The sequence below is a fragment of the Arthrobacter sp. 4R501 genome, from assembly GCF_002929755.1.
Lineage (GTDB): Bacteria > Actinomycetota > Actinomycetes > Actinomycetales > Micrococcaceae > Arthrobacter.
In genome coordinates this window covers 196224-214321 of sequence record NZ_PJIW01000004.1, presented here as the reverse complement: position 1 = coordinate 214321, position 18098 = coordinate 196224, and the positions used below count along the sequence as shown (strand labels likewise).

Here is an 18098-nt window from a genome sequence, read left to right as displayed (position 1 = left end):
TCTCCCCGTGCTTGATTGGCCACCTTTATGGCCGTACCAAACAATTTAGGCAACGGGTGTTTCAAAGGCGTGCAGTGAATGTGTCCGGCGCGTAAAAGAGACCTCACCCGATCGGAAACGCGTTCGTGATGCAGAAGTTAAGCCTACGAAACATAAGGGAAACTGAAGCGAAACTGCGACTGCCTAGTCTGAATGCATACCTCGTCAGAGAAGGTCGCAGAATTCCGTCTGCGGCCCATGCGAAAGGCCCACAGTGACCGAACAGACTTCAAGCTCAGAGAACACGCGCCGCATCGTCGTCGCCGGTGGCGGCCCCGCCGCCCACCGCTTCGCCGATGCCATGCATTCCCGTGGCCTCGAAGGCTGGCACGTCACGGTCCTCACGGAGGAAGCCCACCTGCCCTATGACCGGGTAGCGCTCTCCAAGGCCCTCACGGACACCGGTGTCGACCTGACGCTGGGGTCCGCGTCGATGTGGGACCACGCTTCCCTTGAACTGAAGACCGGCGAGCGCGTGGTGAAGATCAACGCCGAAGCCAAGACGGTTGAAACCGCCGCCGGCAACACCTTCGAATACGACGATCTGGTGGTCGCAACCGGCTCGAATGCCGCCCGCCTGCCCATCCCCGGCAACGAGCTCACCCACGTCTACCGCACGCTCGAAGACGTCTGGGCCATCAACAAGTCCATCACCGAGCTCACGGAAAAGCTCGGCCGCAAGGTCAATGCCGTCACCATCGGTGGCGGCCTCCTCGGGCTCGAATCGGCCGCCGGCACGGAGCAGCTCGGCGCCAACCCGATCGTTATCGACGGTTCGCAGTGGCTGATGGCCACCCAGCTGGATGAAGGCGCGGGCCAGGCAATGGGCCGGCTCATCAAGGCCAAGGGCTTTGCAGTCCACGGCGGTGTCTTCCCCTCGGAAGTCCTGTCCGACGATGAGGGCCAGGTGACGGGTGTCCTTATGGCCGACGGCCGCATCATCGATGCAGACATGGTGATCGTAGCCATCGGCGTCCGGCCCCGCGACGAACTCTTCCGCGCCGCCGAGGGCGACGAACAGGTGTTCAGCCTGGGCCAGCGTGGCGGTGTGGTCATCGACGACTCCTGTGCCACCGAGGTCGACGGAATCTGGGCCATCGGCGAGGTGGCCAACTTCGAAGGCATGTGCCTGGGCCTGGTTGCCCCTGCCAACACCATGGCAGAGATCGTGGCCGACCGCCTGCACGGCGGCGAGGCCACCTTCCCCGGTTTCGACACTGCCACCAAGCTGAAGCTCTCCGGTGTGGACGTAGCCAGCTTCGGCGACGGCTTCGCCAAGACCGAGCACTCGCTCGAAATCGTTTACGCCGATCCCGCCCGCGGTGTCTACCAAAAAATCGTCACCACCGACGATGCTAAGACCCTCCTGGGCGGCATCTTTGTGGGCGACGCCAGCCCCTACACCAGCCTCCGCCCGCTCCTGGGCCGCGAACTCAGCGCCGAGCCCGGCGCGTACCTCACGGCGGCCGGCGGCGGCGACGCCCCGGACACCGAACTGCCGGACGACGCCATCCTGTGTTCCTGCAACAACGTCTCCGCCGGGACCATCCGCGACACCGTCAACGGCTGCGGCGCCTGCGACGGCAACGCCCCCGTCCAGGAACTTGCCGAACTCAAGGGCTGCACCCGCGCCGGAACCAGCTGCGGATCCTGCGTCCCGATGCTCAAGAAGCTGCTGGAAACCGAACTCACCAAGTCCGGCGTCGAGGTGTCCAAGGCCCTCTGCGAGCACATCGAACTGTCACGCCAGGAACTCTTCGACGCCATCCGCGTCCTGGAACTGACCTCCTTCGAGGAGATCATGGCCAAGTACGGCACCGGCGCCGGCTGCGACATCTGCAAGCCCACCATCGCCAACATCCTGGCCAGCCAGAACAGCGCCTACGTCCTGGACGCCGGCCGCGGCACGCTGCAGGACACCAACGACCGCGCCCTCGCCAACATGCAGAAGGACGGCACCTACTCGGTGGTCCCCCGCATCGCCGGCGGCGAAATCACCCCCAAGAAGCTCGGCGTCATCGCCGCCGTGGCCGAGAAGTACAACCTGTACACCAAGATCACCGGCGGCCAGCGGATCGACATGTTCGGTGCCCGGCTGGAAGAGCTGCCGGAAATCTGGAAGGAACTGGTGGACGCCGGCTTCGAGTCCGGCCAGGCGTACGGCAAGAGCCTGCGCACCGTGAAGTCCTGTGTTGGTTCCACCTGGTGCCGCTTCGGTGTCCAGGATTCGGTGGCCATGGCCATCCAGCTCGAGCTCCGGTACCGCGGCCTCCGCAGCCCGCACAAGCTCAAGATGGGCGTCTCCGGCTGCGCCCGCGAATGTGCCGAGGCCCGCGGCAAGGACGTCGGCGTGATCGCCACGGCCGACGGCTGGAACCTGTACGTCGGCGGTAACGGCGGCGCCACCCCTGCCCACGCCCAGCTGCTGGCCAAGGACCTCGACGACGAAACCCTGATCAAGTACATCGACCGCTACTTTATGTACTACATCCGCACGGCGGACCGCCTGCAGCGCACCGCGCGCTGGCAGGAAGAGCTCGACGGCGGCATCCAGCACGTCGAGGACGTGGTGGTCAAGGACACCCTGGGCATCGCCGAGGAGCTCGAAGCCGCCATGGCCAAGCACGTTGACACCTACGTGGACGAATGGGCGGACACCCTGAAGGACCCCGAGCGTCTGCGCCGGTTCCGTTCCTTCGTCAACGCGCCTGACCAGAAGGATGACTCCATCACCTTCGTTTCCGACGAGCGTGGCCAGATGCGCCCTGCCACTGCGGAGGAAAAAGGCAAGGTCCTGATCGGCGCCTCCATCCCCATGCGGCCTCGCGCCGAGAACGAGGTATAGCCATGCAGCTCAGCATTGATCTCACCGGCCGCGAAGTCCTGGTCACCGGATCCGACCACGCCGCCCGCCAGGCGGTCCGCCGCTACGCGGCCGCGGGCGCCGTCGTCTACCGCCTCAGCACCCCTGCGGGTGCAGCGCATGACGGCCCGCTCCCCGAGCGTCCGTTCCTGGTCGCGGCGGTCGACGACGGCCAGCCCGGCTGGGAGTCCCTGCTCGAGCGCTGCGCCGCGACCGGCATCCCGGTGGCGGCCGAGCCGGCCGCCGGACCGGTCGGCCACGTCACCCTGGTGGGCGGCGGACCCGGCACCACCGAGCTGCTGACCGTCGCCGCCGTGAAGGCCCTCCGCGATGCGGACGTGGTGTTCTTCGACCGGCTGGCTCCCTGCCAGGACCTGCCGGACCTGACCTCCGCCGAACTGGTGGATGTGGGCAAGAAGCCCGGCCACCACAAGGTGGGCCAGGCCGACATCGAAAAGCTGATGGTTGAGAGCGCTCTCGCCGGCAAGAACGTGGTCCGCCTCAAGGGAGGCGACCCCTACGTCTTCGGCCGTGGCGGCGAGGAAGTGGCTTCCTGTGTGGCGGCGGGTGTGCCCGTCCGTGTCATCTCGGGTGTCACCAGCGCGATCTCCGTGCCGGCGGCCGCCGGCATCCCCGTCACGCACCGCGAGGTCAGCCACATGTTCACCGTGGTCTCCGGCCACGCGCCGCTGACCGAAAAGGAACACACGCACCTGGCCGGACTGGGAGGCACCATTGTGGTCCTGATGGGCATCGGCACCCTGCACCAGCTCGCGGCCGGGCTCCGCAAAGCCGGCATGCGCCCCGACATGCCCATGGCCGTCGTCGAACGCGGTTACCGCCCCGGCCAGCGCACCACCATCGCGGACCTGGGCACCATCACCTCCGCCGCTGCCGGGTGCAGCAATCCCGCCGTGCTGGTCATTGGCGAGGTGGTTCGCGTGGCAGAAGCCAACCGCGGGCATGCTGAGGCCGCCGCCGACCTCGACCGGCTGGCGGCCTCGCTGCTCGGTTCATGAAAGGATTGACCCCCATGAACGCACTGGCACCAGCTGAACCTGCCCAGCTTGAAGCGACGTCCGGGCCGGAGGCTGCGGACTCCCCGCTGGAGGGCTTCCGCATCGGAGTCACCTCGCACCGGCGCTCCCGGGACCTCATCGAGGCACTGGAACGCCGCGGCGCGGAAGTACTGCACGCGCCGGCCCTCAAGATCGCCCCGGTGCAGGAGGACATCCGCCTGATCGAGGACACCAAGGCCATCATCGACGCACGCCCGGACCTGTGCATCGCCACTACGGCGTACGGCATGCGCCGCTGGTGCGAAGCTGCTGATTCGTTTGGGATCGGTGAGCAGCTCCTGGAAACCCTTGGGGCGTGCCGGATGTTCGTCCGGGGCCCCAAAGCCCGCGGCGCCGTCCGCGCGGCCGGACTCGCCGACGTCGGAATCAGCAGCGACGAAACCACCGCAACGCTGGTGGACATGCTGCTCGCCGAAGGCGTGCGGGGCAAGACCGTGGCCGTGCAGCTGCACGGCTACACGGACGTCCGGCAGCTGGAACGGCTACGCATGTCCGGCGCCACGGTCCTGACGGTCACCCCTTACCGCTGGGTAAAGCCCGACGGCGAAGACCGGCTTCCGCGCCTCATCGAGGCTGTGTGCAGCGGCAATCTGGATGTGCTCACCTTCACGAGCGCCCCCGCCGTCGATGCCGTGTGGAGCACCGCCCACGAAATGGGCGTCTACAAGCAGCTCATCGAAAGCCTGAAAACCAACGTCACCACGGCGGTGGTGGGGCCCGTCACGGCCCAGCCCCTGCTCGACGCCGGTATCTCGCCGCTCGTTCCGGAACGGTTCCGGATGGGCGCCCTCATCCGGCTGGTGTGCGAGCACCTCGCCCTGAACCATGTGCGGCGGCTGGACACCGCGTCCGGCAACCTTGAGCTGCGCGGCCGCAGCCTGCGGGTCGACGGGGCGCAGGTTGAGCTGGCCCCTGCGCCGCTGCTGCTGCTGCGTGCCCTCCTGGGGGCCGGTGGGGCCGTGCTTTCCCGGGAATCGCTGTCGGAGCTGCTCGAGCTGAAGGGCTCGGTCCACGCCCTGGACATGACTGTCAGCCGCCTGCGGTCATCACTGCCGGACGGCCGCCTGGTGGAGACTGTGGTCAAGAGGGGTTACCGGATCCGTGTCTAGGGACGCGGGCTCAGGCCGCCTTTGTGTCAGTCCGGAGCGCACTGAGAGGTGCGTCACGGGTTTTGTTACCGGCCGGTAAACGCTTGCGAACAAAGGGTGTTTTCCCAGCAACAGCGGGGAAACACGCCTGAAAAGCCCGCCGCCTACGCTGGGATTCATCACGAAGTCCCGGCCGCTCCAGCGGCCGCCAGCGAAAGGGCCAGCACATGTCCGCTCCGGCACCGTCCACCTCAGTTTCCGCGGCTCCGCGCATCGTCATCGCCGGGGCAGGGCCCGCCGCACAGGCGCTGGTCCGCCAGCTGGACGGTGCACGCTTCCGCGGCACCGTCACCGTCCTGAGCAACCGGGACGACGCTCCCGCCGAACTCCTGGAGCTCGCAGAGCTGCCCCAGGTATCCGTCCGCTTCGGCCAGCCAGCGAGCTTCATCGACGCGCGGAACCGCTCCGTCACCACCGCCGACGGCATGGAACTGGGCTACGACGAACTGGTCATCGCCACCGGATCAGCGCCCGTCGCGTCCCCCGTGGCGGGCGCCGGCCGCTGCCTGAGCTACTCCACGATCGACGACGCCGCCCGGATCGGCGACGCCGTCAAGGAAGTGACGCGGGAACTGGGCCGGCGGCCACTGGGAATCCTCGTGGGAACCGGCGCGGCGGCGGGCCAGGCCGAAGCGGTGCTGCGGGCCCGCGGCGTCAGGCCCATCCGCACAACGGTCCGGCCGGCCGCCGTGGTGCACTCCATCCACGGCTCAGGCCTGACCGCCTCCGGGGTTGTTTTCGAGGACGGCAGCAGCATGAACGGGGACCTGGTTGTCCTGGCCGAAGAGCGGGTTGCCCGCGATGGACTCGCCGCCAGTGCCGGACTCGCCACCGCCCCCAACGGCGGAATCGCCATCCGCAAGGACTTCAGGACATCGGTCTCCGGCATCTGGGCGATTGGTGACGCCGCAGCGTTCGACGGCGTCCGGCTGGGACTGCTGGTCGCCGCGGCTTCTGCCGCCGGAGCCTGCGCCGCGCAGCTGATGACGGCTACATCAGCGGCGGAAAGCCTGGCAGCCCGCGTCGTGGAAGGCGTGGCCGCGGGTGTGGCGGAGCGTGTGCCTGCGGCCGCGTAAGCGTCCGCCCGCCGCGACACCCGCTGTGACAAGATGGTCACCTGAACAGCCACGCACCGCGTGGCTCCGGCGGCCCACAAGGCCACATGGAAAGGACCATCATGAGCAACGCAGCCACTCCTACCGACCAAACTGGAGCCGGAACGGTCTCAGCGTCGGGCAACATTGCTTCCTACATTGACCACACGCTGCTCAAGCCTGAGGCCAGCGAAGCAGCGATCCTCAAAGTGTGTGCCGAGGCCGCCGAATACCACTTCAAGTCAGTCTGCATTAACCCCATCTGGGTCAAGACCGTCAAGACCGCCCTCAAGGGGTCCGGGGTTCTGACCTGCTCGGTGGTCGGGTTCCCGCTGGGGGCGATTCCCACCGATGTCAAGACCTTTGAAGCCCGCGGAGCCGTCCTGGACGGCGCCGACGAGGTCGACATGGTCATCAACATCGCCGCTGCCCGTGCCGGCGACAAAGGCGCCCTGGTCGAGGACATCGCCTCAGTCGCAGAAGCGGTGCACGCCAGCGGCGCCATCCTGAAGGTCATCATCGAAACCGCATTGCTCAATGATGACCAGAAGGTTCTCGCCTGCGAGGCCGCAGTGGAGGCCGGGGCGGACTTCGTCAAGACGTCCACGGGGTTCAACGGCGGGGGCGCCACGGCCGAGGACATCGCCCTGATGCGCCGAACCGTCGGCCCCGATCTCGGCGTCAAGGCGTCCGGCGGCGTACGTTCCCTTGCCGACGCGCAGGCTATGATTGCTGCAGGTGCAACACGTATTGGTGCCAGCTCCGGCATCGCCATCGTCAACGGTGAACAGGGTTCAGCCAGCTACTGACGCCGGCCCGGAGCCGCCACAGTTTGAGCCCCGCGGGGCCAAGGAGGAAACAATGTCCAGCAAGACCACCGAGTCCGGCAACACCACGGTACAGACCCCACAGAACGAGAACAGCCTTCTGGGCAGCGTCCTTCTGTTTGTACCCATGATGGCGCTGTTCCTGGGCTCCATCTACTCCCTGTCCTTCCTCACGCTCGGCAACCCGTGGCCGATGGCCGCCTGCCTGGGCATGTTCTTCCTGGCGTTCTGGATCCCGCAGACCATCATGGGCCGCTCCGATTCAGCCGGCGGCAAGTAAGCACCCTCGGTAACTTAATGGTCTGCGGCCCCGGATATTCCGGGGCCGCAGCCTTTTTAAGTCATGAACTGGACTGGCCGCTCAAGCACAGCCCGTGTCAGCCCGCGCCAAGCAGGCGGCTGACCGCGGTCTTTCCGATCGCCATGGCGGCTGGGAAATGTGCCTTTGCCAACGACCACGCCGCTACGCACATGCCCACCATCGCGTAGGCGCTGACCGGGATCAGGACCAGCCACTCGCGCTTGGAACCGGCGCGGCCCAGCAGCGGCAGGGAAAAGGCGCCGTTGGCTTTCCAGACGTCGTTGAGCACCGGCAGCTTCCGGAGGAACTTCGGTGGCTTGATGACGATCGGCCAGAGCAGCGGCACGCCCCCGGTGGTGATCATGTCCCCCACAATGTGGACTACCACCCCGGTCAGCATCGAGACAGGCAGCCAGGTCCACTGTTCCGGCGCGAACCAGGTCACCAGTCCGGCCATGGTCAGGGCAAAAATCCAGTTGCTGATGAATCCGGACTTGGGAAACAGCTTCAGTGCCTTGGCCGCAATGTTGATCATGAACATGCACAGCAGGCCTGCACCCACGGACAGCAGGCCCCAGTCCGTCTGCAGCTGGAACTGCCCGGCCAGCATGGCCAGCAGCACAAAGCACGCCGCCCCGAGCACCGAGTGGGTGCCTTGACGGTGCCCGCCGCTGGCGTTCTCAATCCCCACGGCAATCAGGTTGGACAGCGGCGGCAGCGAGTTGGCCACCGTGCTGTGGCGGTGGTCCCAGTCGCACACGAGCGCCGTCCCCGCCGTCGCCATCCCGCCGATGAGGATCCCCGTGGCGTCCAGCGGATACCAGCCCAGTGTGTACGGCCCTGTTGAGGCAATGGCTACCCACGCCGCGGCCCCCGACGCGGCGTGATGTCCTCCCATCAAGCTCTAACCTCTTACTGCCGGAGCGGCGAGCGGCGCGTCGGAGAAGATGTTGCGGATGACCCCGTTGGCCCATTCCAGGATTTCGGCGTCCTGCAGGTCGCGGCCGCCGATCCTCGCCGTCTTGGGCTTTGGAATCAGCACCGCGTCCAGGGCGGGCTTGGACTGGGACCCCGGGTACATCCGGGTCAGCCGCATCAGCTTCGACTCCGGCAGCTGCGCGGGCGAGAACTTGATGAAGTTCCCCTGGAGCGCGACGTCGGACAGGCCGGCTTCGCGGGCACCCACCCGGAAGCGGGCCACGGCAATGAGGTTCTGGACCGGCAGCGGCGGCTCACCGTAACGGTCCACAAGCTCGGCCAGGACCTCCTCGATGGCCTCGTACGTCAACGCGGAGGCCAGCTTGCGGTAGGCCTCCAGGCGGAGCCGCTCCCCCGGCACATAATCGTGCGGGAGGTGGGCGTTGACCGGCAGCTCGATCTTCATTTCGGCGGCCTTTTCCTCGGCGTCGCCGCGGAAGTCGGCCACCGCCTCACCCACCAGGCGGATGTAGAGGTCGAACCCGACGCCCTGGATGTGGCCGGACTGCTCGCCGCCCAGCAGGTTGCCGGCGCCGCGGATTTCGAGGTCCTTCATGGCCAGCTGCATGCCGGCGCCGAGCTCGTTGTGGGTGGCCACGGCCTTGAGGCGTTCCAGGGCCACCTCGCCCAGGGGCTTCTCGGACGGGTACAGGAAGTAGGCGTAGGCGCGTTCACGGCCGCGGCCCACCCGGCCGCGGAGCTGGTGCAGCTGGGAGAGGCCGTACTTGTCGGCCCCGTCCACGATCAGCGTGTTGGCGTTGGAGATGTCCAGGCCGGTTTCGATGATGGTGGTGCACACCAGGACGTCAAAACGCTTTTCCCAGAAATCCACGATGATCTGCTCCAGCCGGCTCTCGGACATCTGTCCGTGCGCCACCTCAACACGTGCTTCCGGAACCAGTTCACGGATCTTCGCGGCCGTCCGGTCGATGGTGGACACCCGGTTGTGCACAAAGAACATCTGGCCTTCGCGCATCAGCTCACGCCGGATGGCCGCCGAGGTCTGCTTGTCCGTGTATGGGCCCACATATGTGAGGACGGGGTGGCGTTCCTCCGGCGGGGTGGCCAGCGTGGACGTTTCCCGGATGCCCGTCAGTGACATCTCCAGGGTCCGCGGAATCGGGGTGGCGCTCATGGCCAGCACGTCCACGTTGGTCCGCATTTTCTTCAGTGCTTCCTTATGCTCCACACCGAAGCGCTGCTCCTCGTCCACGATCACCAGGCCCAGATCCTTGAACGCGAAGTCCTTGGACAGCAGCCGGTGGGTGCCGATGACGACGTCAACGGAGCCGCTCTTGACGCCCTCAACGGTCTCTTTGGTTTCCTTGGCCCCCTGGAACCGCGACAGGGCCTTGACCCGCAGGGGGAAGCCGGAGAAGCGCTCGGTGAACGTTTCGAAGTGCTGCTGGGCGAGCAGGGTGGTGGGCACCAGGATCGCCACCTGCTTCCCGTCCTGGACCGCCTTGAACGCGGCCCGGACGGCGATCTCGGTTTTGCCGTAGCCCACGTCGCCGGACACCAGGCGGTCCATGGGGATCTCGCGCTCCATGTCCGCCTTGACCTCATTGATGGTGGTCAGCTGGTCCGGCGTCTCCACGTACGGGAAGGCCTCCTCCAGCTCACGCTGCCACGGAGTGTCCGGCCCGAAGGCATGGCCCTTGGAGGCCATCCGCGCGGAGTACAGCCGGATGAGCTCGCCGGCGATCTCCTTGACGGCCTTGCGTGCCTTGGACTTGGTGCTGGCCCAGTCGGAGCCGCCCATCTTGCTGAGCACCGGGGTATCACCGCCAACGTAGCGGGTCACCTGGTCCAGCTGGTCGGTGGGGACAAACAGGCGGTCCCCGGGGGCGCCGCGCTTGGACGGGGCGTATTCCAGGACCAGGTACTCGCGGACGCCGTCTCCGCCGCCGGCCACCTTGCGCTGGATGAGTTCGATGAAGCGGCCAATGCCGTGCTGTTCGTGCACCACGGAATCGCCGTTGACCAGCTGCAACGGGTCCACGGCGTTCCGCCGCTTGGACGGCATGCGCCGCATGTCCTTGGTGGAGCCTGCGGAGGTCCGTCCCAGCAGATCCGCTTCGGTGAGCAGCCCCAGCTTGAGGCTGTCCAGGACAAAACCGCGTCCGACGGCGGCAGTGGTCACCTCGATGATGCCCGCCTGCGGCTCCTTCTCAAGGGTGTCCACCCTGGCGCAGGGGATGTCGGCGTCGTGGAAAAGTTCCGCCAGGCGCTGCGCCGGGCCGGGACCCTCCGTGGCCACTACGATCCGCCACTGGTCCCGGACGTGGGAGCCGATGAAGTCCATCATTTCGGCCACATCACCCTGGTACCCGCGCGGTTCGCGGGCGCGGAGGTTCAGGACGTCAATCTCGGGCAGCAGCTCTTCATCAGAGGCCAGCGACGTGATGGACCACCAGGACACCTCGTGCTCCAGCGAGAAGCTCCGGGTTTCGGCCAGGGAACGGAAGCTGGCTGAGTGCAAAGCTGCCGACGCCTGCGAACTGAGGTCCAGAGGAGCCGTGCCGCCATCCGAGGCCGTGGACCAGGCTGCTTCCAGGAACTCCTCGTTGGTGGCCGCAAGATCATGTGCGCGCCGGCGGACCTTTTCCGGTTCAATGATCACCGAGATGGACCCGGCGGGCAGCTGCTCCACGAACGGGACCATAGCGTCCACCAATACCGGGGCCAGGGATTCCATCCCTTCCACGGCGATGCCGCCGGCGATCTTCTCCAGCATGTCCGCGGCCGCGGGAAGCTGCGCCTTCAGGGTGGCTGCGCGCGACATCACCGACGGCGTGATGAGAATTTCGCGGCAGGGCGGGGCGTGGAGCTCGGCGGGGTGGTGCACCCCGGGCGCCGACAGCGAGCGCTGGTCGGCCACCGCGAACCAGCGCATCTGGTCCACCTCGTCGCCGAAGAACTCCACCCGGATGGGATGGTCCTCGGTGGGCGGGAAGACGTCGATGATGCCGCCGCGGACGGCAAACTCGCCGCGGCGGGTAACCATGTCCACGCGTGCGTAGGCGGCATCGGCAAGGCTCCGCACCACACTGGAGAACGGCATGTCCTGGCCCACCTTCAGGGTGACCGGAACCAGGTCACCCAGCCCGGCGACGATCGGTTGGACCACCGCGCGCACCGGTGCCACCACCACACGCAGCCGGCCCGCCGTCGAACTTTCCGGGTGCGCCAGGCGGCGCAGGACGGACAGCCGGCGGCCCACCGTGTCGGAGCGGGGCGAGAGCCGTTCGTGTGGCAGGGTTTCCCAACTGGGGAACTCGGCCACTGAATCGGCCGGCAGGTAAGCGCGCAGGGCCGCTGTCAGATCCTCTGCTTCGCGTCCTGTCGCGGTGACCGCCAGCACCACAGGAGGGAGCCCGCCGTCGGGAGTTCCTTCGTCGGCGCCGGCGTCCAAGCCGTCTGCCATTTCCGCCAGCAGGACGGCGCGGAGTCCGGCCGGCGCGCTGATCTGGTAGTCCTGGCCCCGGACGTCAAAACCCCTGGCCGCCTCCGCCTGGACCCGCGCGAACGTCTGGTCTTCTGCCAGGACACGGCGCAGTCCGGTCAGCGAGGGACCACCGTTGGACGGGCCAGGATGGGACGGGCCAGTGGGGCTCATGGCGGAAACTCCTGTGGGTTCATGGGATCGCAGGCAACACGAAAGCCCGAAATTCACTTCGAATCCCGGGTCATCCCAGCCTACCCCTGCCCCGGGGCCCGCCGGGCAATCCGTTGCTAAGCTTGCTGAGGAAGCGCGCCTGTTGCGCGCCTCCGCCTGCCGTCCTGAGGAGCTTTCAGTGAGCGATAGCAACAGCCCGAGCGACACTCCCCCGACCGTGGCACCGGGGCCGGCGCGAACCGTCCTGGTGACCGGCGCCACCGGCTACATCGGCGGCCGCCTGGTCCCCCGGCTGCTGGAGGCCGGGCACACCGTCAAGGTCCTGGTCAGAACCCCGGCAAAGATCGCCGGCGTGCCGTGGCTGGGCAAGGTTGAGGTCATCGAGAGCAGTCTCGACGACGGCGGAGCCCTCGAGCAGGCGCTGGCCGGCGTCGACGTGCTCTACTACCTCGTCCACTCCATGGCTTCCGGCGCCGGCTTCGAGTCCAAGGAAAAGGCCATGGCGGAAACGGCCGCCACAGCCGCCGCCGCGGCCGGCGTAGGCCGGATCGTCTACCTGGGCGGCCTGCACCCGGCCAACGTGGAACTGTCCACCCACATGCGGTCCCGGGAAGCCGTGGGAGAGGTGTTCCTGGACAGCGCGGTGGACTCGGTGGTCTTCCAGGCCGGGGTGGTGATCGGCTCCGGGTCCGCGTCCTTCGAAATGATCCGCCACCTGTCCGAAACGCTTCCGCTGATGCCGGCCCCGAGCTGGGTGCGCAACAAGATCGAGGCGATCGCCGTCCGGGACGTGCTGCACTACCTTGTGGGCGCCGCATCCTTGGACGGGCCCGTCAACCGCACCTTCGACATTGGCTGCCGGCAGGTCCTGAGCTACGCGGGCATGATGAAGGAATACGCCGCCGAGGCCGGGCTGCCCTACCGGGTGGTGCTGGCTCTGCCCATTCCCGCCCCGAGGCTCGCCGGCGTGTGGGTGGCCCTGACCACGCCCATCCCGCTGTCCATGTCGCTCCCGCTCGTCGAGTCGCTGCAGCACGATGCCGTGTCCCGCGAGCACGACATCGACGCCCATATCCCGGTGCCGGCGGGCGGCCTGACCCCGTACCGGCGGGCCGTTGCCCTCGCCCTGGGCAAGGAGCGTGACGGCCAGGTGGAAACCACCTGGTCAAATGCCGGGGCCGACGCCGATCCGCTGCCCAGTGATCCGGACTGGGCGGGCCATACGGTCTACGTGGATGAGCGGACCTTCCACGGCAATGTTGATCCCGCCCACGTGTGGACCATCATCGAAGGAATCGGTGGCCGGAACGGCTGGTATTCCCTGCCGCTGGCATGGCGCGTACGTGGCTGGCTGGACAAGCTCACCGGCGGCGCTGGCCTGCTGCGGGGACGCCGACACCCCGGCACGCTGGCCTCGGGCGAAGTGGTGGACTGGTGGCGCGTGGAACGGATCGAGCGCGGAAAACTGTTGCGCCTCCGCGCGGAGATGCGCGCCCCCGGACGTGCTTGGCTTGAACTGTCCGTGGAACCTGACGGGACGGGCAGCCGCTACCGGCAGCGGGCCATTTTCTTCCCCAAGGGCCTCAGCGGAAAGCTCTACTGGCTTGCCGTGCTGCCCTTCCACAGCCTCATATTTCCGGCGATGGCACGGAACATCACCACGGCGGCGCAGAAAATCGCCAGCGCCGACAGCGCGCAGGCCGGTTCCAACAACAGGCAAGGCTCCCCGTAGGATGTGGGGAGCAAAAAGCGTTCTGACCTACACATCACTGGAGGACCCATGGCACTGAGTGCAACCACTACCCTTCCGCACGCCGTCGACAGCGTCGCTGCCGTCTTTATCAACGAGGAGTTCCAGCGGCACACGAGCCAATTCGTTGGCGGCACACTTGAATCCTTCGAGGTGGCCGGAGACGTTGACGGAGTATTCAGCACCACCTCGGTCCGCACGCTGCCCACCACCCGGCTGCCGGAGATCGCCCGTAAGTTCGTGGGCGAAAAGCTCACGGTGACGCAGGTGGAGAACTGGGACGCCCCGGCGGCCGACGGTTCCCGCCAGAGCAACATCACGCTGAAGATCGCCGGCGCCCCCCTTGATGTGACCGCGGTCCAGCGGCTCGTCGCGGAGGGCGGCAGCACGCGCATTGAACTCGAAGGCAACGTCACGTCCTCCGTTCCCTTCCTGGGCGGCAAGATCGCCGAGGCGGCTGAGCCCATGGTGTCCAAGGCCCTGAACATCCAGTCCCAGCAGGCCCAGGCCTGGCTCGAAAGCCACTAAGCCGTGCAGCTCCCCGTGTTTGCGGGTGTGGTCCTGATCATCGCCGGCCTCTGGTCCCTGGTGGTCTGGCCGCAGTTCCTGCGCCGTGTGATGAAGGATCCCAGGGCGCGGGACGCCGCCGGCAAGGCCACAAAGTTCCTCACCGTCCACGTGGTGCTGGTCAGCATCTCGATGGTGCTGGGAGCTGCCACTGCCGTGATCGGGGTTATGGGCCTGCTCGGGTAGGCTGGACACAGGTGCGCCGGGAAGTCTGGTCGGCAACATTTTTGCCGACCCCTTAATTCCAGGAGCCACGCATGGCCAAGCGCCCTTCCCGACCCGCCTTCGCTGCCAGAGTCCTCAGCCGCTCAAGCTACCCCGAATTCCTGAGGATCTCAGAGATCCTCAGGCTGGAAACAGCCGGCGGTGCCCTCCTTTTGCTGGCCACGGCCGCGGCCCTCATCTGGGCCAACTCGCCGGCGGCTGAGGGCTACTTCGCGCTGCGTGACCTGAAAATCGGGTATGAGCCCTGGCATCTCCGACTCTCCCTGGGGCATTGGGCGTCGGACGGTCTCCTGGCCATCTTCTTCTTCCTGGCCGGCCTGGAACTCAAACGGGAGTTTGTCTCCGGTGAACTCCGCAAAGTGTCCAAGGCGGTGGTTCCGGTGGCCGCGGCCGTGGGCGGCGTGGCAGTTCCGGCCCTGATCTACACGCTGCTGAACCTGGGCCAGGACGCCGGGAGCCTGCGGGGCTGGGCCATTCCCACAGCCACCGATATCGCCTTTGCCCTGGCCGTGCTGGCCGTCATCAACACGCACCTGCCTGCGGCCCTCCGGACCTTCCTGCTCACCTTGGCCGTAGTGGATGACCTGCTGGCCATCGGCATCATCGCCTTCTTCTACTCGTCCGGACTGCAGCCGCTTTTCCTGTTGGCGGCACTGGTTCCGCTGGGGCTGTTTACCCTGCTGGCCCAGAGGAGGGTCCGCAGCTGGTACCTGTTGCTGCCGCTGGCCGCCGCCACCTGGGGACTCGTGAACGCTTCCGGTATCCACTCCACGGTGGCCGGTGTGCTGCTCGCTTTTGCCGTCCCGGTGCTGGCGTCGCGGAAACGCGGTGAGGCGGGTTCCGGTATGGCTGAGTCCATGGAACACCGGCTCCGCCCGCTTTCGGCAGGTTTCGCCGTCCCGGTCTTCGCCTTCTTTTCCGCCGGAGTTGCCGTGGGCGGCCTCGACGGCTTCCGGTCGGCCCTGGCGGATCCCGTGGCGGTGGGAATTGTGACTGCCTTGGTGGCCGGCAAAACGATTGGCGTGTTCGGCACTACCTACCTGATCACTAAGACCACCAGGGCAAAGCTCGACGACGGCCTGGCCTGGATCGATGTTGCCGGCCTTGCGATGTTGGCCGGAGTGGGCTTCACGGTGTCGCTGCTGATCGCCGAGCTGAGCTTTGGTGCGGGCTCGGCCCACGATGACCACGCGAAGGTGGCCATCCTCAGCGGATCACTCGTTGCCGCCCTGCTCGCCGCCGTGGTGCTCCGGCTGCGGAACCGGCATTACCGCGCAGTGGAACTTGCGGAACGGCATGATGCTGACGGCGACGGCATCCCGGACATTTTCGAGCACCGGGGCTGAGAGGCTCGGCGCGCGCCGGACCTGCGTCGGACCGTTAGGGCTAGGCCGCCTGGTTCAGGGCGTCCTCGGCGGCCACCCAGGAAATCATGGCGCACTTAACGCGCGCAGCGTAGCGGGCCACACCCTCGAAAGCCGCGGCGTCGCCCAGGATCTCGGGATCGGCGGGGATCTTCCCGCGTGAGCGGAGCACTTCGCGGAAGTTGCCAATGACGGCGTGGAGCTCGTCCACGGTCATTCCCTCCGCGAGTTCGCTGAGGACCGACGCCGATGCCATCGAGATGGAACACCCTTCGCCGTCCCAGGAAATCTGCGCCACCTTGCCGTCTTCCACAGCCACCCGCAGCGTGACTTCGTCGCCGCAGACCGGGTTGAGCTGGTGGGACTGGCCCGTGGACGCCCCCGCCGGCGCGGCGATGCCTGCCAGTCCGCTGCCGTGACGGGCTTTGGAATGGTCAAGGATGATCTGCTGATACAGCTGGTCAAGGCTCATGGTGGTGTACCTTCGGTGATCGCGCTAGACGCGGAAGTAGGAGCGGACTCCGGCGACGGCTTCCAGGAAGGCATCGACGTCGTCGGTGGTGTTGTACAAGTAGGCGCTTGCCCTGGTGGTTGCGGTCAGGCCCAAGCGGCGGTGCAGCGGCTGGGCGCAATGGTGACCCACGCGGACGGCGATGCCCCGGGAATCCAGGAACTGCCCGACGTCGTGCGCGTGCACGCCGTCGACGTGGAACGCGGCAAGGCCGATCCGTTCCTGTCCGGCGGCGGGCCCCAGCACGCGGATGCCGGGAATGGACTCCAGCCCCGCCACCATCCGCTGGCCGAGCTCCGCTTCCCAGCGGTGCACGCGGTCCAGGCCGGTTTCCGTGAGGTAGTTGGCTGCGGCGGCCAGGGCAACGGCCTGCGAGATGCGCTGGGTGCCGGCCTCGAAGCGCTGCGGCGCGGGCAGGTACTCGGCCCGTTCCATGGTCACCGTGGTGATCATGGAACCGCCGGTGAGGAACGGTGGCAGCACATCCAGGAGGTCCTGCTTGCCGTAGAGGACCCCGATTCCGGTAGGCGCCAGCATCTTGTGCCCGGAGAACACGGCGAAGTCGACGTCAAGCCCCTTGACGTTCAACGGCAGGTGCGGTGCCGACTGGCAGGCGTCCAGGACCACGAGGGCTCCGGCCTGCCGCCCCAGCGCAACCAGTTCCTGTACGGGATTAATTGTGCCCAGCACGTTGGAGGCGTGGGTGAACGCGAGGACCTTGGTTTTGCTTCCCAGGATCTCGGCCGCAATATCCAGCCGCAGGGCACCGGCGTCGTCGATGGGGATGTAACGCAGCGTGGCGCCGGTGCGGAACGCCAGTTCCTGCCAAGGGATCAGGTTGGCGTGGTGCTCCATTTCGGTCACCACGATCTGGTCACCCGGGCCCACTGCGAGGTCTTTCAGGCGGGCGTCGCCGCGCCCCTGCGCCGCCCACAGCGCGGCGTTGGACAGCGCGTAGCTGAGCAGGTTCAGGCCTTCGGTGGCGTTGGAGGTCCACACCGTTTCCGCGTAGCCGGCACCGATGAAGTCCGCTATGGTCTCGCGGGCACCTTCGAACACCTCTGTTGCTTCCACGGCAAGGTAGTGGGCGCCGCGGTGCACGGCAGCGTTGCGCTGTTCGTAAAACTCCTGCTCAGCTTCGATGACACTGAGCGGGTTTTGCGAGGTGGCGCCCGAATCGAGGTACACCAGGGGCTGGCCGTTCACCAGCTGGCCAAGTACGGGGAAGTCGTTTCGAATCCTGAGGACTTCGGCGTTATCCATGGCCGGCACTGCGCGTTCCAGCGTGGCAGGCGTTGATACTAGGGCCAAAGCTAACTCCTTGAGATGCCAATGGATTGACACTCAATTGTCCCACAACACCACTATGGCGGCGGCCCGATGGGCAACCGCCACAGCAGCTCCGGGCTTCAGCCCGCGGAAGTGAGGGCCGGCGACGGCTGGGGGGAGAGTCTCGGTCTCAGAAGACTCTGACGTCGCCGGCCCCGCTTCGGTCCAGCCCCAGGGGCCGGAAGTTTGCTTCAAAATGAGGCCTGAAAGTCTGTTGGCCGGTCCGCGGTTTTGGTGGCTCCGTGTTTTCCTGCCGCACTAAGTCAATCGCATGCTGAAGCTCAGCACACGAGTAGGCAGTACTCTACTTTCTGGGGCGGGGGCTACGCGTTTCCGGACGTCCGTACACAAGGTCCCGGACGCATGGCGTCCGTACGCAGGCCTAGACGATATGAAGTGTGGTG

General features: G+C 66.9%; 14 protein-coding genes. 10 read left to right on the top strand and 4 right to left on the bottom strand.

Translation table 11 applies throughout. The annotated features are described in order from the left end of the window. Window positions 1-253: 253 nt before the first annotated feature. From nirB to CXR02_RS05275, 6 genes are all read left to right on the top strand, one after another. Window positions 254-2884, top strand: a complete 2631-nt coding sequence (nirB, locus tag CXR02_RS05300) for a nitrite reductase large subunit NirB (RefSeq protein WP_104061032.1) — start codon at window positions 254-256, stop codon at window positions 2882-2884. A gap of 2 nt (window positions 2885-2886) precedes the next feature. Further along, window positions 2887-3921 carry a uroporphyrinogen-III C-methyltransferase gene (cobA, locus tag CXR02_RS05295; RefSeq protein ID WP_104061031.1) on the top strand — a complete coding sequence of 345 codons (1035 nt, stop codon included), beginning with the start codon at window positions 2887-2889 and terminating at the stop codon, window positions 3919-3921. A gap of 14 nt (window positions 3922-3935) precedes the next feature. Continuing rightward, window positions 3936-5090 carry a uroporphyrinogen-III synthase gene (locus CXR02_RS05290; RefSeq protein ID WP_104061030.1) on the top strand — a complete coding sequence of 385 codons (1155 nt, stop codon included), beginning with the start codon at window positions 3936-3938 and terminating at the stop codon, window positions 5088-5090. A gap of 206 nt (window positions 5091-5296) precedes the next feature. Further along, window positions 5297-6205 (top strand): FAD-dependent oxidoreductase, encoded by a 909-nt coding sequence (locus CXR02_RS05285; protein ID WP_104061029.1) that lies wholly within the window; start codon window positions 5297-5299, stop codon window positions 6203-6205. 101 nt (window positions 6206-6306) lie between these two features. Continuing rightward, a complete protein-coding gene (gene deoC, locus CXR02_RS05280) occupies window positions 6307-7032 on the top strand; it encodes a deoxyribose-phosphate aldolase (RefSeq protein WP_104061028.1) in 726 nt (241 codons plus the stop codon). Between the two features lie 52 nt (window positions 7033-7084). Beyond that, window positions 7085-7330, top strand: a complete 246-nt coding sequence (locus tag CXR02_RS05275; protein WP_104061027.1) for a hypothetical protein — start codon at window positions 7085-7087, stop codon at window positions 7328-7330. Between the two features lie 97 nt (window positions 7331-7427). On the opposite strand, the gene CXR02_RS05270 is transcribed toward CXR02_RS05275, so the two are convergent. Together CXR02_RS05270 and mfd are read right to left on the bottom strand one after the other, a co-directional pair. Then, entirely contained in the window at window positions 7428-8249 is an 822-nt protein-coding gene (locus tag CXR02_RS05270) for a metal-dependent hydrolase (RefSeq protein ID WP_104061026.1), read from the bottom strand. A gap of 6 nt (window positions 8250-8255) precedes the next feature. Then, on the bottom strand, window positions 8256-11948 hold the full coding sequence (gene mfd, locus CXR02_RS05265; RefSeq protein WP_104061025.1) for a transcription-repair coupling factor: 3693 nt from the start codon (window positions 11946-11948) through the stop codon (window positions 8256-8258). Between the two features lie 178 nt (window positions 11949-12126). Here mfd and CXR02_RS05260 point away from each other — a divergent pair, with 178 nt between their 5' ends. The 4 genes from CXR02_RS05260 to nhaA all read left to right on the top strand — a co-directional run bounded on the left by CXR02_RS05260 (window position 12127) and on the right by nhaA (window position 15836). After that, the gene (locus CXR02_RS05260; protein ID WP_181037125.1) at window positions 12127-13680 is read left to right on the top strand and encodes an SDR family oxidoreductase; all 1554 of its coding nucleotides are present in this window, start codon (window positions 12127-12129) and stop codon (window positions 13678-13680) included. A gap of 48 nt (window positions 13681-13728) precedes the next feature. Then, window positions 13729-14226 (top strand): DUF2505 domain-containing protein, encoded by a 498-nt coding sequence (locus tag CXR02_RS05255; protein ID WP_104061024.1) that lies wholly within the window; start codon window positions 13729-13731, stop codon window positions 14224-14226. A gap of 3 nt (window positions 14227-14229) precedes the next feature. Further along, window positions 14230-14451 carry an SCO4848 family membrane protein gene (locus tag CXR02_RS05250; RefSeq protein WP_104061023.1) on the top strand — a complete coding sequence of 74 codons (222 nt, stop codon included), beginning with the start codon at window positions 14230-14232 and terminating at the stop codon, window positions 14449-14451. A 71-nt stretch (window positions 14452-14522) separates the two neighbouring features. Continuing rightward, window positions 14523-15836 carry a Na+/H+ antiporter NhaA gene (gene nhaA, locus CXR02_RS05245; RefSeq protein WP_104061022.1) on the top strand — a complete coding sequence of 438 codons (1314 nt, stop codon included), beginning with the start codon at window positions 14523-14525 and terminating at the stop codon, window positions 15834-15836. 40 nt (window positions 15837-15876) lie between these two features. On the opposite strand, the gene sufU is transcribed toward nhaA, so the two are convergent. Together sufU and CXR02_RS05235 are read right to left on the bottom strand one after the other, a co-directional pair. Beyond that, entirely contained in the window at window positions 15877-16326 is a 450-nt protein-coding gene (sufU, locus tag CXR02_RS05240) for a Fe-S cluster assembly sulfur transfer protein SufU (RefSeq protein ID WP_104061021.1), read from the bottom strand. Window positions 16327-16350: 24 nt separating this feature from the next. Further along, window positions 16351-17676, bottom strand: coding sequence for a SufS family cysteine desulfurase (locus tag CXR02_RS05235; RefSeq protein WP_104061020.1), 1326 nt, complete (start codon window positions 17674-17676; stop codon window positions 16351-16353). Window positions 17677-18098: the final 422 nt, after the last annotated feature.

Coding starts and splice junctions, on each gene's coding strand:
- nhaA (WP_104061022.1), top strand. CDS start 14,523: ATGGCCAAGCGCCCTTCCCGACCCGCCTTCGCTGCCAGAGTCCTCAGC.
- cobA (WP_104061031.1), top strand. CDS start 2,887: ATGCAGCTCAGCATTGATCTCACCGGCCGCGAAGTCCTGGTCACCGGA.
- CXR02_RS05255 (WP_104061024.1), top strand. CDS start 13,729: ATGGCACTGAGTGCAACCACTACCCTTCCGCACGCCGTCGACAGCGTC.
- CXR02_RS05275 (WP_104061027.1), top strand. CDS start 7,085: ATGTCCAGCAAGACCACCGAGTCCGGCAACACCACGGTACAGACCCCA.
- deoC (WP_104061028.1), top strand. CDS start 6,307: ATGAGCAACGCAGCCACTCCTACCGACCAAACTGGAGCCGGAACGGTC.
- sufU (WP_104061021.1), bottom strand. CDS start 16,326: ATGAGCCTTGACCAGCTGTATCAGCAGATCATCCTTGACCATTCCAAA.
- CXR02_RS05290 (WP_104061030.1), top strand. CDS start 3,936: ATGAACGCACTGGCACCAGCTGAACCTGCCCAGCTTGAAGCGACGTCC.
- mfd (WP_104061025.1), bottom strand. CDS start 11,948: ATGAGCCCCACTGGCCCGTCCCATCCTGGCCCGTCCAACGGTGGTCCC.
- CXR02_RS05285 (WP_104061029.1), top strand. CDS start 5,297: ATGTCCGCTCCGGCACCGTCCACCTCAGTTTCCGCGGCTCCGCGCATC.
- CXR02_RS05270 (WP_104061026.1), bottom strand. CDS start 8,249: ATGGGAGGACATCACGCCGCGTCGGGGGCCGCGGCGTGGGTAGCCATT.